The organism is Streptococcus minor DSM 17118 (genome assembly GCF_000377005.1).
Lineage (GTDB): Bacteria > Bacillota > Bacilli > Lactobacillales > Streptococcaceae > Streptococcus > Streptococcus minor.
The window spans coordinates 25518-41557 of sequence record NZ_AQYB01000031.1 but is presented as its reverse complement, the minus strand read 5'-3'; the positions used below and the strand labels follow the sequence as shown (position 1 = coordinate 41557).

The 16040-nt window shown below is 42.0% G+C and carries 16 protein-coding genes and 1 tRNA gene; 1 reads left to right on the top strand and 16 read right to left on the bottom strand.

Going from position 1 to position 16040, the window contains the following annotated elements; genetic code table 11:
* Positions 1-145: 145 nt before the first annotated feature.
* From F602_RS0104385 to truA, 12 genes are all read right to left on the bottom strand, one after another.
* The gene (locus F602_RS0104385) at positions 146-1813 is read right to left on the bottom strand and encodes a DAK2 domain-containing protein (protein ID WP_026183302.1); all 1668 of its coding nucleotides are present in this window, start codon (positions 1811-1813) and stop codon (positions 146-148) included.
* 2 nt (positions 1814-1815) lie between these two features.
* Positions 1816-2181, bottom strand: coding sequence for an Asp23/Gls24 family envelope stress response protein (locus F602_RS0104380; protein ID WP_018166745.1), 366 nt, complete (start codon positions 2179-2181; stop codon positions 1816-1818).
* Between the two features lie 140 nt (positions 2182-2321).
* Positions 2322-2510 carry a 50S ribosomal protein L28 gene (rpmB, locus tag F602_RS0104375; RefSeq protein WP_018164578.1) on the bottom strand — a complete coding sequence of 63 codons (189 nt, stop codon included), beginning with the start codon at positions 2508-2510 and terminating at the stop codon, positions 2322-2324.
* A gap of 125 nt (positions 2511-2635) precedes the next feature.
* Complete coding sequence (locus F602_RS0104370) at positions 2636-3940, bottom strand: APC family permease (RefSeq protein WP_051070662.1); 1305 nt, start codon at positions 3938-3940, stop codon at positions 2636-2638.
* Positions 3941-4216: 276 nt separating this feature from the next.
* The gene (locus F602_RS0104365) at positions 4217-5098 is read right to left on the bottom strand and encodes a class II fructose-bisphosphate aldolase (RefSeq protein ID WP_018166743.1); all 882 of its coding nucleotides are present in this window, start codon (positions 5096-5098) and stop codon (positions 4217-4219) included.
* 160 nt (positions 5099-5258) lie between these two features.
* Positions 5259-5344: transfer RNA gene (locus F602_RS0104360), tRNA-Leu, on the bottom strand.
* A 316-nt stretch (positions 5345-5660) separates the two neighbouring features.
* Entirely contained in the window at positions 5661-6245 is a 585-nt protein-coding gene (gene rpoE / locus F602_RS0104355) for a DNA-directed RNA polymerase subunit delta (RefSeq protein ID WP_018166742.1), read from the bottom strand.
* Between the two features lie 152 nt (positions 6246-6397).
* Complete coding sequence (gene tig, locus F602_RS0104350) at positions 6398-7681, bottom strand: trigger factor (protein WP_018166741.1); 1284 nt, start codon at positions 7679-7681, stop codon at positions 6398-6400.
* A 264-nt stretch (positions 7682-7945) separates the two neighbouring features.
* On the bottom strand, positions 7946-8509 hold the full coding sequence (locus F602_RS0104345) for a TIGR01440 family protein (RefSeq protein WP_018166740.1): 564 nt from the start codon (positions 8507-8509) through the stop codon (positions 7946-7948).
* Positions 8506-8982: an ECF transporter S component gene (locus tag F602_RS0104340; RefSeq protein ID WP_018166739.1), complete on the bottom strand. Its 477-nt coding sequence runs from the start codon at positions 8980-8982 to the stop codon at positions 8506-8508. Before F602_RS0104340 ends, F602_RS0104345 begins: the two co-directional genes overlap by 4 nt.
* Positions 8969-9736: a bifunctional hydroxymethylpyrimidine kinase/phosphomethylpyrimidine kinase gene (locus tag F602_RS0104335; protein WP_018166738.1), complete on the bottom strand. Its 768-nt coding sequence runs from the start codon at positions 9734-9736 to the stop codon at positions 8969-8971. The genes F602_RS0104340 and F602_RS0104335 overlap by 14 nt, the downstream gene beginning before the upstream one ends.
* Positions 9726-10475, bottom strand: coding sequence for a tRNA pseudouridine(38-40) synthase TruA (gene truA, locus F602_RS0104330; RefSeq protein ID WP_018166737.1), 750 nt, complete (start codon positions 10473-10475; stop codon positions 9726-9728). The genes F602_RS0104335 and truA overlap by 11 nt, the downstream gene beginning before the upstream one ends.
* Positions 10476-10639: 164 nt before the next feature.
* Here truA and F602_RS0104325 point away from each other — a divergent pair, with 164 nt between their 5' ends.
* The gene (locus F602_RS0104325; RefSeq protein ID WP_018166736.1) at positions 10640-11107 is read left to right on the top strand and encodes a Fur family transcriptional regulator; all 468 of its coding nucleotides are present in this window, start codon (positions 10640-10642) and stop codon (positions 11105-11107) included.
* A 49-nt stretch (positions 11108-11156) separates the two neighbouring features.
* On the opposite strand, the gene F602_RS0104320 is transcribed toward F602_RS0104325, so the two are convergent.
* The 4 genes from F602_RS0104320 to dnaJ form a co-directional block, all read right to left on the bottom strand.
* Positions 11157-11828 carry an amino acid ABC transporter permease gene (locus F602_RS0104320; RefSeq protein ID WP_018166735.1) on the bottom strand — a complete coding sequence of 224 codons (672 nt, stop codon included), beginning with the start codon at positions 11826-11828 and terminating at the stop codon, positions 11157-11159.
* A 127-nt stretch (positions 11829-11955) separates the two neighbouring features.
* Entirely contained in the window at positions 11956-12834 is an 879-nt protein-coding gene (locus tag F602_RS0104315; RefSeq protein WP_018166734.1) for a transporter substrate-binding domain-containing protein, read from the bottom strand.
* Positions 12835-13001: 167 nt separating this feature from the next.
* Positions 13002-14459 (bottom strand): amidase, encoded by a 1458-nt coding sequence (locus tag F602_RS0104310; protein ID WP_018166733.1) that lies wholly within the window; start codon positions 14457-14459, stop codon positions 13002-13004.
* 93 nt (positions 14460-14552) lie between these two features.
* Positions 14553-15683: a molecular chaperone DnaJ gene (dnaJ, locus tag F602_RS0104305; RefSeq protein WP_018166732.1), complete on the bottom strand. Its 1131-nt coding sequence runs from the start codon at positions 15681-15683 to the stop codon at positions 14553-14555.
* Positions 15684-16040 lie beyond the last annotated feature (357 nt).

The following is a 16040-nucleotide window of genomic DNA, read 5'->3' as shown; positions in this document are numbered from 1 at the left end:
AGTGACCCCTAGTCCTTGCTAGGGGTAAGTGAGGGATACTCACAAGAAACTATTATATCATATTTTCAAAATATAGCAAGTGAAATCTTTTGCTATTAGAAAAGAAACATAATCATACCATTATGTTTCTCTATGATTTTATAATTTATTCTACACTAAAGAGATATGGGTAAACTGGTTGGTCACCTTGGTGGATTTCCACTTCGATATCTTCGTATTGGTCTTCCAGATTTTGAGCCAAGGTCTGAGCCAAATCTTCATCTCCATCTTCTCCGACATAGATGGTTACGATTTCGCTGTCTTCGTCCAACATGTGACCAAAAGTCGCTTCCAAGGTAGTCATCATATCTGGATTGGAGACAACAATCTTGCCATCAACCATACCGAGATTGTCATTTTCATGAATTTCCAAACCATCGATGGTGGTATCGCGGACCGCAGTAGTCACACTGCCACTCTTGACATCGGACAAAGAAGCTGTCATAGCAGCAAAGTTTGCGTCGATATCTCTGCTAGCATCAAAGGCCAACAGACTAGTTAAGCCTTGAGGTACAGTGCGGGTCTCGATGACTTTCACCGCTTCTTCAGCTACTTCGGCTGCGGATTGGGCTGCCATAAAGATGTTCTTATTGTTTGGCAAAATGATGATGTTGCGGGCATTGACCAATTCGATAGCCTTGATGAAATCCTCTGTTGCAGGATTCATGGTTTGGCCACCTGAGATGACATAATCCACACCTTGAGCCTTCAAAATTTCCGTCAGACCTTCACCAGCAGCAACAGCGATGATAGCATATTCTTTCTGTTCAGCTGGTTTTTGGAAACCTGTCGCTTCTTTTTCTACTTGTGCTTCATGCTGGTTACGCATATTGTCCACTTTTACCTTTACCAGGCTACCATATTGGAGACCTGCCTGCATGACCAAGCCTGGGTCCTCAGTATGGACATGAACTTTAACAATCTCATCATCATTGACCACAAGGAGCGAATCTCCCAAGTCATTGAGGTAGTTACGAAACTCTTCATAATCAAAGTCCTTGACATAGGTTGGACCTTGACGAAGTGCCACCATGATTTCGGTACAGTAACCAAATGTGATGTCCTCTGTTGCCACATGACCAGCTACTGACTTGTGGTGCTCAGCATTGATCATTTCACTCATGACAGCTGGTGTAGCTTGGAAGTCTTCTGAAGTGATGTACTCCCCTGTTAAAGCTGAAAGGAAACCTTCATAGATATAAACCAAACCTTGGCCACCTGAGTCCACAACACCAACTTCTTTTAGAACTGGAAGCATGTCCGGGGTTTTAGCAAGAGCACGCTTAGCACCCTCTACTGTTGCACGCATGACTTCAACCGCATCATCTGTTTCCTCGGCTTTTTTCAGAGCAGCCGTTGCTGCACCACGAGAAACTGTCAAGATTGTACCCTCAACTGGCTTCATCACCGCCTTGTAGGCGACTTCAACACCTGATTGGAAGGCTTGAGCTAAATCCTTACCATCCAGTTCAACTTTGCTCTTAATTGATTGACCAAAACCGCGGAATAATTGAGAGGTGATAACACCTGAATTCCCACGAGCACCCATGAGCAGTCCCTTTGATAAGATTTGTCCTACTTCACCCACAGTATTAGCAGGTTTATCAGCCACTTCCTTAGCACCGTTGGTAACGGTCATGCCCATGTTTGTACCGGTATCCCCATCTGGAACAGGGAATACATTCAATGAGTTAACATATTCAGCTTGTTTATTCAAACGAGTTGATGCTGCTTGCACCATTTCCTGAAGTAAACTTGTTGTAATCTTAGACACCATTATTCTCCTACGACCTTGATATTTTGGATATAAACATTAACCGTTTCTGCAGTGATTCCCAATTGGTTTTCCAAGTTGAATTTCACGCGTTCTTGGATATTGCGCGATACTTCAGAAATTTTTACACCATAGCTCATTACAGTATAGACATCAACCACAATGGAGCCTGATTCGGTTGTTTTGACTACAACACCTTTAGAATAATTTTCTTTCCGCAAAAGAGCTTGGAAGTTATCCTTAATAGCTGCTTTACTAGCCATACCAACCACACCAAAGATTTCAGTCGTTGCACCGCCAACTACAGTCGCAATCACATCATCAGTTAATTCGATTTGGCCGTCTTTTGTATTGATTTTAACAGTCATGTTTTGTTACCTCAAATAGTTTTATCACACTATTTTATCATATTTTACTGACCATGTAAAAAAGAAGGCTGTCACAACAGAAAAAGCCTGTTGTTTTCTCTATTTCTAAAGAGACAAAAAAAAAGCCAGGGGCCTTTTTCTTAAACGCGTTCAACTTTGCCTGATTTTAGAGCACGAGCTGAAGCCCAAACTTTCTTCGGTTTGCCATCAATCAAGACAGTAACTTTTTGAAGGTTTGGTTTTACGGTACGTTTTGTTTGGTTCATAGCGTGCGAACGGTTGTTGCCTGAAACAGTCTTACGACCTGTAAAGTAACATACTTTAGCCATTTGTGTTTTCCTCCTACGTAGTTTCTTAAGGATGTGCTAGCACCACATACTTAAACATTCTACCAGAAACAGGGGCATTTGGCAATAGAAATGATAGTTATTTTTTCATCTTTTCCTAAAGGGTGTTACTTCGACTTCTGCTTGCTCTGATTTTTCTGATAGTATAAAAAGACGATCAGGCAGAAAAAGAAGCAGAAGACTAGGAAAAAGAAGACATTTCTAAAATTGGTCAAGAGTCCACCAACTAAAAGAACCACTGCAGCCACCGTGGCCAATATGGGAGAAATAAGACCTGTTAGTTTGTTTTGAATGACACCTTTACGATAAAGCATAAAGACAATCCAATACAAAAAGACAAAGGATAAATTGTTAAAAACGATGGTGATTTCACTAATATCACTACCGGGTAAAAGATTAAACTTGCTAACTAGATAATGGACACCTAACCAAAATAAGGTAACTCCCGCAACAGAGAAGCTGGCTGGTAGGGAGAGCTGATATTTTAAGTCAATCTTAGCAAACTTAGACTGTTCAATCCAACCCAAAGAGGCAAAGGCCTGAGGCAACCGCATAGTAGCAAGCAACATGCCATTTGATACCCCTAAAACCGCGATAATAATAACCAATAGAAGCACTTTACTAACTAATTTTCCATAGATTAGCTCTATCGCATGAACAACAGCATCATTGCCAACCATCAAGATATAATCTGGCCCCAAAATCTGATTCAATCCATAGAAAAAGAGAAGGTAGAGTGCTAAAATAACCATAGGGGCAAAAATAAAAGCTCTGGCCAAGTTTTTCTTAGGATTTTTAATCTCAGGTGCAATACTCGTTACCACTGTCCAACCATCATAGGCAAAGTAGAGAGGCACCAAACCAGAGAGCCAACCCCAACCGACTGAGATAGGGGTAACATTAGGGGTTGCTGGAAAATCTTTTTGCCAGAAAAAACCAATGATGGCGATAGCCAATAAGGGAACGACCTTGATGAGGGTAGAAAGGGATTGAAAAAGTCCCGCTAACCACTTGGAGTAGATATTTAAGACGGTCAGAACAATGAGATAGAGGGCAGCCAAAAGGATTTGAGCTTCTAGACTAGACTGTCCTCCCAGTGTAAAGACTGCTCCCACCCAAGTAATCACTGCAATGACAGTCGGCATATACACATAGGAAGCAAAGATGCCCAGAGAGGTTGCTAACCCAGGATGGATATAATGGGCATAGTAATAAAAAATACCACCCGCATCTGAATGTCGAACTGCCAGCTCTGAAATAGAGAGACTCCCAAAGACAATGGCGAAAGACCCAAGGACAATAATGAGCATCCCCAAGCCAACATTTCCCCCTGCATAATTCAAAATATCATCAACTTTAAAGTAAATACCTGAACCGATGACGACTCCCACAATCATAGCGATAGTCGTCATTAAACCATACTGTTTTCTTTCTTTCACTCTGTCACCTATTATTTCTCAAAATGATCTCCCCCATTATAACGGAAAAACGAAGTAGTTACAAGATATATGGAAAAATAGCAGTCCTTTAATCTAGCTTCTATAGAATCTTCTCCTATGCAAAGAAAACGACTTTGGAAACAACTTGTGATGCACCTCACTTCCCTTCTGGTTGATTCTTAGCTATATATGACAATATTACAAAAAACCTAGCCAAAGCTAGGTTTTTTCTTGATATGAAAAGCGAAATTATGCTTTGTTTGCTGAACCAAATACGTCAATGCGTTCTTCAACTGATGCTTGGATAGCTTTTACCCCGTCAGCCAAGAATTTACGTGGATCGAACAATTTCTTCTTGTCGTATTCTGCTTCGTTTGCTTCATAAGCTGCAGCAAATTTACGAGTAGCATTTGCAAATGCGATTTGGCACTCAGTGTTTACGTTTACTTTTGCCACACCAAGACGGATAGCTTCTTGAATTTGCTCATCAGGGATACCTGAACCACCGTGCAATACGATTGGGAAGCCTGGTACAGCTTCAGTCAATTTCTTCAAGTGATCGAGGTCAAGACCTTCCCAGTTTGCTGGGTATGGACCGTGGATGTTACCAATACCTGCTGCAAGGAAGTCAATACCAGTCGCAACCATAGCAACTGCATCTTCGATTGGTGCCAATTCACCCTTACCAACGATACCGTCTTCCTCACCACCGATAGTTCCAACTTCAGCCTCAACTGAAACACCTTTAGCGTGAGCCAATTCAACCACTTCCTTAGCCTTAGCCAAGTTTTCTTCAACTGGAAGATGAGAACCGTCAAACATGATAGAAGTGTAACCTACTTCGATACACTCAAGAGCATCTTCGTAGTGACCATGGTCAAGGTGGATAGCTACTGGTACAGTGATGTTCATAGACTCAATCAAGTTAGCAATCAAGTTACGGGCAACCTTGTAACCACCCATGTACTTAGCTGCTCCCATAGATGTTTGAATAAGAACAGGAGCTTTTTTGCTTTCCGCTGCACGCAAGATAGCTTGTGTCCACTCCAAGTTATTTGTGTTAAATCCACCAACTGCATAGCCGTTTTCACGAGCTGCTTTGACAAATTTTTCTGCTGAAACTAATGGCATTGTGATAGCCTCCTAATATTTTTTAAGGGATAAACCCATACACTGATATTCTACCACTTTTCTCTATAAAATGCTAGCTGAAATATAAGTTTTGTGTTAGTTTTCACATTCGTTTTCAGAAAGATACAAAAAAAGACAGGCAAACTGCCTGTCTAGATGATGCGGAAAGGGGGACTTGAACCCCCACGACCTAAAGCGGTCACAGGATCCTTAGTCCTGCGCGTCTGCCAATTCCGCCATTTCCGCTTAACACAAGAAATAGTATAGCATGGTAAACTGTTCCTTGTCAACAGTTTTTTTCTAAAACTTATCATTTATTTCAGAGTCTCTGACGTTTGACAGAGTAAAAAAATAAGAAAAACACTATATTTTAGTCTTGATTTTCAATCGCTAGAGTCACAAAGGATACATGAAACTCAGAGTGGTGGCAATGCCAAAGCTACAATTGTAAGGGTGTTCAAAAACAAAAGAAGCTTCCTGATATCAGGAAGCTTTCTTATCCGACCTCAAGCGAGGTGACTGATCAGTATTTTAAACTTTGTGAAGCAATTGATCAAATGAATTATTCTTCCAGATGCTCTTCATCGTCAGAATAATCTTCATCTTCTTCATTTAAATCTACTTCTTCTTCATCTAATTCATCATCTGGCACAATCTCATTGATTTCTGAATCATAGGACTCTACTTCATCCTTTTCATCATCTGGATTTTCTTCGTCATAAGTCGAGTGGGATTCAGGAGCCTCATAGTTGTCATCTTCTGGATCGTCATGGCCATAGTCAATCGCATCCTCATCTCCATCCATAAAGGCATTGACACGTTTTTTCTTGCGTTTTGGTGCATCTTCATCATCTTCCTCTAGAGTGATGACTTCTTCATCAATCTCGTCAATGGCATACCAAGAGCGCAAGCCCCACTTGTTTTCTCCAAGTGGGATAAAACTACCATCTACGTTCAAGTCTGAATAGAATGTCGGAAGAGAGGCACGGATATCACTGTTCGATTTTTCAAGATAATTTTGTACTTCATTGACCAAGTCATTGAAGTACATTTCATTGTCACGGCCACGTTCTTCTAAGATAGCACGCGCCACTTCAATCATGGACAATTCACTTTTTTCTTGACCTGCAAATACGTTTAATTCCAAGGCTATTCTCCTTTTTTGTCTTTCCGTACTATTTTACGCTAATTTCCCCAATTAGTCAAAGAAATTTGTACTCTGAATAACTAGATTAGAAAAATAATAAAGAGGTCTTTCAGCTTCTAGGGACAGAAAAAAATGGTCCTAGGACCATTTTTTTATTTCACTGTTGCAGTTGATGTCACCAATTCTACAGCTTTCTTCACAGCGATGTCATGGTGTAGCATGTCTGCTGAAAGAAGTGACTTCACTTGAGCTACTTCCATGTTGTATGTAGCTGCCAAGTCAGCAATTTCTTTTTCTACTTCTTCTTCACTTGCTTCAAAACCTTCTGCTTTCGCAATAGCTTCAATTACCAAGTTGGTCTTAGTACGTTTTTCAGCATCTGCCTCATGTTGTTTGTGAAGGTCTTCTTCAGTCGTACCAGTGATTTGGAAGTACAATTCTTTGGTGATACCTTGTTGTTGCATACCATTTAAGAATTCGTTCATTGAGCGGTGTACTTCTTCATGAACCATTTCACTTGGAAGTTCAACAATTTCTGCATTTTCAACAGCCAACTCGATAGCTGCTGCTTCAACTGCATCATCAAAGGCAATTGCTTTAGCTGCTTCTAATTCCTTGCGGTATTTAGCTTTCAATTCATCTAGTGTTTCTACCTCTTCGTCGATGTCTTTTGCCAACTCGTCATCCAAGGCCGGTACTTCCTTAGCTTTTACCTCATGAATGGTTGTTACGAAAAGGGCATCTTTACCAGCAAGATCTGCTGCTTGGTAGTCTTCTGGGAATGTCACATTAACATTGACAGTATCACCTGCTTTGCTACCTACCAACTGGTCTTCAAAACCAGGGATGAATTGACCAGATCCGAGTTCAAGAGAGTAGTTATCGCCTTTGCCTCCGTCAAACTCAACGCCATCAACAGAACCAACAAAATCAATCACAACTGTATCTCCAGTAGCTGCTTCGTCTTCTTTGATGACCAATTCAGCCAAATTGTTGCGTTCACGCTCAACTTTAGCGTCCACTTCTTCATCTGTTACTTCTTTAGATACTTCAACAGAAACCTTGAGGTCTTTGTACTCACCTAATTTTACTTCTGGCTTAGTAACAACTTCTGCAGTAATGGTCCAATCTTGACCTTTTTCCATAGAAGTAACATCAATTTTTGGCTGTGCTACGACTTCAAGACCAGCTTCTTTTACAGCTGCTTCATAGGCTGCCGGTAATAGGGCATTCACAACATCTTCGTATAGAGCTTCTTCGCCAAATTTCTGGTTAAAAACAGCGCGTGGCAAGTGACCTTTACGGAAACCAGGCACATTGATATTCTTTTTTACTTTGTTAAATACGCGGTCTAACTCTGGTTTAATCGCATCTTGACTAATGGTAAAAGTCAATACACCGCGGTTAGTTTCTTTTGCTTCAAATGATACAGACATTCTGTCATTCTCCTTATTATTTTTTTGCATACTCTTCATTATAACACAATTATCAGGCTTTTCAATGATTTTATAACGACATTTCGGAAATGAACAGCTTAGTGCTGAACTTCTTTAAAACAAGGAGAAAGGTCAGCTTCTCGTCTTAATCCAATTCTTTTATAACAACACCATCAATCGTCTGTTTTTTTGTTTATTGTAGTGAATAATCGTGTACACGAATGAAAGAAGTTTTATTTGAAAAAAGTCAGCCTAGGCTGACTGCTAATTTTTTCTAATCTCATCCTGCCCGTAGTTAGCACGTGCTCCTCCAATCAATTTTGGGCGGCTAGCTAGAGCAGTTACGTGGGCACCACCTAGCTCTCTTTGGATGGGAACTAGGGGAACTTGAACTCGTTTGATATGCATACCAATACTGGTATCACCGATATCCAAACCTGCGTGAGCCAGGATTTCTTCAACCTCAACGGGGTCCTTCATTAGCTTAAAGGCTGCAACCTGCCCACTACCACCAGCATGCAAGCTAGGCAATACATTGACAATTTCCAAATCCTTATCTTCTGCTACTTGACGCTCAACAGCCAAGGCTCGATTGAGGTGTTCACATCCTTGAACGGCTAGATGAATTCCGCGCTGGTTCAACTCATCTAGAATGCTCTTAACAATGACTTCGCCAATTTCCGCACTGGAGTTTTTACCGATAACGCCGCCTGCTACCTCGCTCGAGGATAAACCAAGCACAAAAATCTGGCCTGGTCGGATAGCAGATCGCTCGAGAATATCTAGGAGTATCGCTCGAGTCTGTTTTGCAAGTTCAACTAGGTTCATGCTATACCTCTCTTTGGAATCTGTTTAACAGCAAGAAACAAGACATAACCGCCGACGGCTCCGACAGCATTTTGCAAGATATTTCCCCAGATACCTGCTAATGCTCCTCCTAGACCATAGCCTAATAGAAGAGCTGCCAAAACATACCAGCCAACCATAATGATGCTAGCTAAAACAATGCCAAAGGCGCGCTTCTTCCCTGTCCATCCGGCAAAGAAACCTTGAGCACCATGGGCAATCAGACTGTGAACCATGTACTGCGGATAACCTAGAAGCAAATCAATTAGAAATCCAGCTAAACCGCCCACAATTGCCCCTGACTTGGAGCCCAAGTAAAAAGCTGTAAAGTAAACACCAATATCCAGCAAGGTCAAAAAACCCGTTGGCGAGGGAACATGTATATAGGCTAGAGCTATACTCAGCGCTGTTAAAATAGCCAATAAAGTTAATTCTTTGGTTCTATGTTTTGTCATAATGTTGTTTTACTCCATATTGGTCTGAATGTAGAATAGCCTGGTAGACAAAATTCTTGGAAAATTGAACAGCCTCTAAAACTGGATTCCCCAAAAGAAGTTGGCTAGCAATACTAGAAGCAAAAGTACAGCCAGCACCGATATTGTTATGATTCAAAACAGGATTTTCCAATACATGAAAGTCTTGCCCATCGTAAAAGACATCGACAGCCACCGTTTGACTGAAGCGATTGCCACCCTTAATGACCACATTTTTTGCACCCAATTCATGAAGTTCCTTGGCCACAGCCTTCATATCCTCCAAGGTTTGAATACTTTTTTGGGACAGAAGCTCTGCTTCGACCAAGTTTGGTGTAATGATGGTGACATAGGGGAGGAATTTCAAGAGTTCATCACGCAGAACACTCACTTCTACATCATGGTTCTCCTTGCAGACCAGAACCGGATCTAAAACGATGGGAATATCTGCATGTTCTTTGACAAATGCTAGGGCTAATTCCGCAATCTCTACATTGGGAAGCAGACCCAATTTGATGCCAGAAAAAGGAACATCCTTCAAACTCTTTAATTGATGAGAAAAAACAGATGAATCTGTTGCAAATACTTCAAACCCTTTGTCCGTCATAGCAGTCAGACAAGTCACCGCTACAAATCCGTGAAGATGGTGGGTAGTATAGGTGGCTAAGTCCGCATATAAACCACCACCACTAAAAATGTCATTGCCAGAAATGGCTAAAATATACTTAGTCTTCATAGATAATCTCCTTTAGATAGAGACCGTTACCGGCAGCGGTTGGACCAGCAAGATTGCGGTCCTTTTTTTCGAGGACAGTCTTGATTTGGCTGATGGGCATCCGTCCATTACCAATCTTGAGTAAGGTTCCAACCATATTGCGGACCTGTTTGTAGAGAAAACCATTGCCAGTAAATGTAAATACCAAAAATCCTGTCTTCTCATCCCGATGTAACTTAGCTTGGCTAATAGTACGAACCTTGTTTTCAACAGCTGTCCCAGAGGCGGTGAAGCCTGTAAAATCATGGGTTCCCACTAGGTCCTTTATGGCTTCCTGCATAGGTTTCAAGTCTAGATGATAGGGATAATGAGTAGCGTAATGGCGCATCATAGGATTTTTTGGACGACCATTGTCCACTAAAAATTCGTAGGTCTTACTATGCTTTTGGTATCGGGCATGAAAACGATCAGAGACCTGCTCAACCGAGACAATGTCCAAATCCTCTGGCCCTTGCGTATCAAGAGCAAAACGCAACTTTTCCACATCCCTAGATTGAGGCAAATCAAAATGAACTACTTGACCATAAGCATGCACACCAGCATCTGTCCGCCCCGCCCCATGGACTGTGACAGGCTGACCACTATTTAATTTGCAGAGGGTTTTTTCTAATTCTTCCTGAACAGTCCGCTCCTGAGGCTGGCGCTGAAAACCGGCAAAGAGGGTCCCATCATAAGAAATGATTGCTTTGTATCTTGTCATGTAATGATTGTAGCATGAGCAGGCTTAGCAAACAAGCACAAGTATCTGTATCTGTGCTAGCACAGATAAGGCCAAGGAATATTTGTAGGAGATTTTGTAAAAAAGGGGTATAATAAAGAAAAATTATGTAGAAACTTTCTGTTTATAAAAAGAAGGAGGAAGCCATGGAACTCCACTCCCACCTCAATCACCAAGAACAAACTAGCTATGAACATGTCATTACCCACCTCAAAGAAAAAGGTATTCGCATCACCGAGACCCGTAAGGCTGTGGTGGCTTATATCATTGAAAGTGACAGCCATCCCAGTGCTGAGATGATTTATATGGATTTGCTGCCTCAGTTCCCAAACATGAGCTTAGCGACTGTTTACAACAACTTGCGCCTGCTCTTAGAAGAAGGCTTTGTGACCGAGATCAAGCGCGCCAATGATACCACCACCTACTATGACTTTATGGGCCACGAGCACCTCAATATCATCTGTCAGGTCTGTGGTAAAATCACCGATTTCATGGATGTTGAAATCCCCAGCTTGAAAAAAGAAGCTCAAGAGCAAACTGGCTATAAGATTACCAAAGAAGTCTTATCCATCTACGGCATCTGCCCAGATTGTCAACAGAAACTAGCAAAGTAAGGAGCTCTTGATTTTAGAACTACAAAACCCAGCTCGGTGAGCTGGGTTTTTAATAAGTCGCTAAACGTTTTTCCAATTGCAGTTGACCAAAAGCATAAATTGTACAAATGACCCAATAAATCAGGGCTACGCAGATGTAGACAGTCATGTAGTCCGATTTGGCTCCACCAACAATCTTTGCCTTGTTGAAGATTTCAGGTACGGTAATCATAGCGGTCAGAGAGGTACTCTTAACCATGTCCAAGAGGACATTGCTTAAGGGGGGAAGAGCAATGCGAAAGGCTTGGGGAATAATAATCTTTCGATAAATAATCGGTGTCCGCAACCCAAGAGATCTGGCCGCCTCCCACTGCCCCTTGTCAACCGCCTGTAGTGAAGAACGAATAATTTCCGATATATAGGCACTGGACATAGAAGTAAAAGCGATAATAGTGGAAGAAATCGCATCTAACTGAATCCCCATAAAAGGCAATCCAAAATAGATAAAAAAGAGCAGAACCATAAGCGGAATCCCTCGCATGAGGGAGATGTGAATCATAGCCAACCAACGAAAGGGTACTATTTGGGACATCCTTAAGAGGGCTACAAAAAAGCCCATAAAAGTACCAAGACCAAAACCGATAAGAGATAAAGCCAGAGTATAGGGAAGTCCTTCTAGGATTTGCGGTATGGCTTCTAAGGCAATCTCTAGATTGAAAATAGCTTGCCAATTGAGGTTCATGTGTGCTCCTTTTGCGTTTAAAAAGAGTCTGGAGCAAACATAGCCCCAGGACTCTTTGTACTTTAACCTATTTTGAAAGTGTTTGTCTTATCTGACGGTTTAGCAATTTCGTCTGAACTCTTTTGACCTATTCTACATCAGCTGTGTCAATAACTGGAAGGTCTTCTGCTCCTTCAATTGGTTGAGTCAAATCTTGACCTGCATAGTATTTTTCAGAAATAGATTTAAGAGTTCCGTCTTCTTGCATTTCCTTGATGACCTTATCCAGTTGTTTCTTGAGACTGTCATCTGTCTTTTTCATGACGATACCTTGCTCAGTTGGGTTATATTTCGCTTCACCCATCTTAACCTTGATGTCAGGGAAGTTGCTCTTAACCCACTTGATAGCCATAACTTGTGTATAGTAGTCATTTGGAATAAAGTCTGTACGACCAGTGGAGACATCACGCAAGTACACATCGTTGGTAACATTGTCATAAATAACTGGCTCTGCTCCTAACTTCTTAGCAATCTTCATGTACTGAGTCCCAGCTCCTCCACCAGCCTTCTTGCCTTCCCAGTCACTCAAATCTGCTTTTTCTAGCCCGGAAGTACCATCCTCACGGACGATGTAGCCACCTACAGAATACTTATAAGGAATAGAAATGTTGTACTTTTCCAAGCGCTCAGGTGTCGTATCAAAGTTATTGACAGCGATGTCTACCTTGCCACTATCCACCGCAGTAAATGCTTCCGCAACACCGATTTCTTGGTATTCAATCTGGAGATCCAAACGCTTACCAATCTCGTTCATCATATCAATTTCATATCCAACCAATTCTTTATCGTCATTGTAATATGAGGTTGGGAAAAGAGTACCGGGTGTTGCTACTTTAAGGACACCAGCTTTCTGAACACGGTCCCACTCTGTGCTTGTTTTTTCCGATGATTGAGATGCACCATTAGAACAAGCAATCAAAGCTAACGATGAGAGAACGACGGCTGAAGCCCATATTTTTTTCAACATAAAATCTCCTTTTATTAAGATACTGAGAATGGGGGATTCGTTAGAAAATCTGCTATCAGACACTTTTTCTAACTGATCTTACGGTTAAAAGAAAACTCTTGTTACCGTATAACAAATAAAAGGTTAACATAAGAAAAAATCTTTATCAATTATTTGAACCGAAAATTTTATAAGGCTTTAACTTTAAGAAAATCCAGTAGCTCCAACTGTCTCGAAAGAGCTAAAAGTAGATCTTCGCGGCCCTTGGCCGCAATCAGCTGAATTCCGATAGGTAGGCCATTTGCTGTTTCATAAGTAGGGAGAGAAAGGGCAGGCTGACCAGTCAGATTGGCAAAAAGAGTAAAAGGAGTCCAAGCTAGGCTGTCTGCAAACATCTCCCAAATCAAATCTTGCTGATCCAGCATGGAGAAACTAGCCATATTGGCCAGATCTTGCTGAAGAGAAACCGATAGTTGGAATTGATTGTGTAGAGGAGCTACATCCGCTACTGTCGGTGTCAACAAGATATCGTATTCCTTGTGAAATTCTGCCATCTGGGCACTATAGACATCCCAGTCCTGTAGGTTTTTAGAATAAATTTTGGCTGGAATTGTTTGACCTGATTGGTAGATAGCCCAAGTCATAAGCTCCATATCATCAACTGTCACGGAGCGACCAAGCATGGATTCAATCCCATCAAACATTTGGGCAGTCTCTACGCTGTTCATCAGATAATAAGATTTGACAACTTCTATTCCATTGATAGGAAATTCTGCCAATTCTACTATCTGATGTCCTAAGTTTTTCAACTGCTCAACCGCCTCTAATACAGCCTGCTGGGCATCTATCGAGACAGGGCTACCGATAGGAGAAGCTAGGCAATAAGCGATTCTAAGTGGTCTGGCGAGTTCAAAAGCTAGTTCTGCTTCTGATAAGGTGGGGAGGGGAAAAGGGCTTTCTAGTTGGCAAACTTGCATGTTCTTTAAGAGTACCTGTGTATCTCGGATAGACTTGGTTAAAGCAAAATGGACAGAAGCCCCTTGCCAACCCCGATAACTTGAGGGGCCGACTAGCATACGACCACGACTAGGTTTAAGGCCAATTAAGCCATTGAAGCTAGCTGGGATACGAATAGACCCACCACCATCAGACGCGGCGGCAATTGGAACCATGCCAGTTGCTACCGCAGCAGCAGAACCACCACTTGAACCACCCGCATTTCGCTGTCGGTCCCATGGCAAATGAACTGGACCATGAAGACTTGAATCCGATATATTCTTGAAACCAAATTCAGGCGTACTGGTCCGACCTAGTACGATAAACCCCAGACTTTCCAGGCGTTCCACAAAGCAATCCGTCTGTCTAGATTTGTATCGAGCAAAAAGTCTGGAGCCTGAAGTAGACATGTGCCCTGCTTGATTTTGCCCCAAATCCTTTAACAAAATAGGTACTCCACCAAACACCTTGTCTGCACCATGAATAGCAGTCGCTCTAGCTAGAGCTTCATCGTACTGTTTGTCCACCACCGCATGAATAGAAGGGTTGAGTTCCTCAATTCTATCGATACTAGCTTGTACCAATTCAATAGGCGAAACATGGCCATCTTTTACCGCCTGGGCCATGGCAGTAGCATCTTTAAATTCCATCTTCTCCCCTTTCGCTTTCCCCTAGCTTATCATGAAAACCAAGTGGTCCGCAAGAGAAAAGACCCAGTTCTTACAACTGAGTCTCTTTATAGTTTATAGGTCTTCAAAGGCATCTTTTACCTTGTCAAAAAAGCCTTTTTTCTGCGGTTGAACCTGGATGTTTCCCGCTTCGGCAAAATCTTTGAGGGCTGCTTTCTGGCGCTCATTGAGGCCAGTTGGTGTGACAACATTTACAGTCACGTATTGGTCACCAACTGCATTGCCACGTAGGCTAGGTGCACCTTTGCCCTTAAGGCGGAATTTCTTGCCTGTCTGGGTTCCTTCAGGAATAATCAAGTCCACATCACCGTGCACAGTTGGCACATGGACTGTATCCCCCAAAGCAGCTTGAACAAAGTTGAGGTTCAGCTTGTAGTAGATAGTCATGCCATCACGCTCAAACTTATCAGATGACTGCACTTGGATAATAACAAAAAGATCACCATAAGCACCACCATTGAAACCTGCTTCCCCTTGGCCGGCCAAACGGATTTGTTGACCCGTTTCGACACCAGCTGGAATCTTAACAGTCACTGTATGCGAACGTTTTTCATGCCCAGTACCGCGACAGGTTTCACATGGATTTGGAATTTGTTGACCACGGCCATGACAGGCGTCACAGGTCATTTGACGGCGCATGGTTCCAAGCGGGGTTTGAGTGTCAACATTGATGACACCTGACCCATGACAACGGCTACATGTGACCGGACTGGTTCCTGGTTTAGCTCCTGAACCCGTACAAGTGCGACAAGTCGCTTCACGGTGATAGCTGACCTCTTTTTCTGCACCGAAAACAGCCTCTTCGAACTTGAGCTGAACACGGTATTGCAGGTCATCACCTTGACGTGGAGCGTTTGGATTGCGCCTTGCTCCCCCGCCACCAAAGAAGCTAGAGAAGATATCTTCAAAGCCACCAAAGCCTCCACCATCAAAACCAGAGAAACCGCCACCACCAAAACCACCGTTGGCACCAGCTGGTCCATATTGATCATAGGCAGCACGCTTTTGTTCATCACTCAAGGTTTCGTAGGCTTCCTGAACATCCTTATATTTCTGCTCAGCACCAGCCTCCTTATTGATATCTGGATGGTATTTCTTGGATAGCTTACGATAAGCCTTTTTTATCTCGTCTTGTGAAGCGTTTTTGGAAACCCCAAGACGATCGTAATATTCTGTATTGTTCATAATGTAAGATATTAAGCCGTTAAGCGACTCAAAGAAAAATAGAAAATCCGACAGAGATAACTTTCTATCTAGGAGGATTTATCTTTTTTCACAGAGTTGTAGGCGTATTCAGTTGCACCAATAAAATCACGCAAGAATACCATTTTTAAACGACTGTGTTCGTATAATCGAACTTTATTCCTTTCTGTAAAAGTTAAACAAAGTGAAAATAGGAAACTGACGCAGTGTGTACTTCACACTAGAAAATGTATCTTTTTCACCAGGTTTTTAGCCTGTGTTCAAATGACCGAACTTGTATTCCTTTTCTTGAAATTTAAAAAGTAGCCCGTGTTCAGTTACGAACACTTTCCTTTCTAT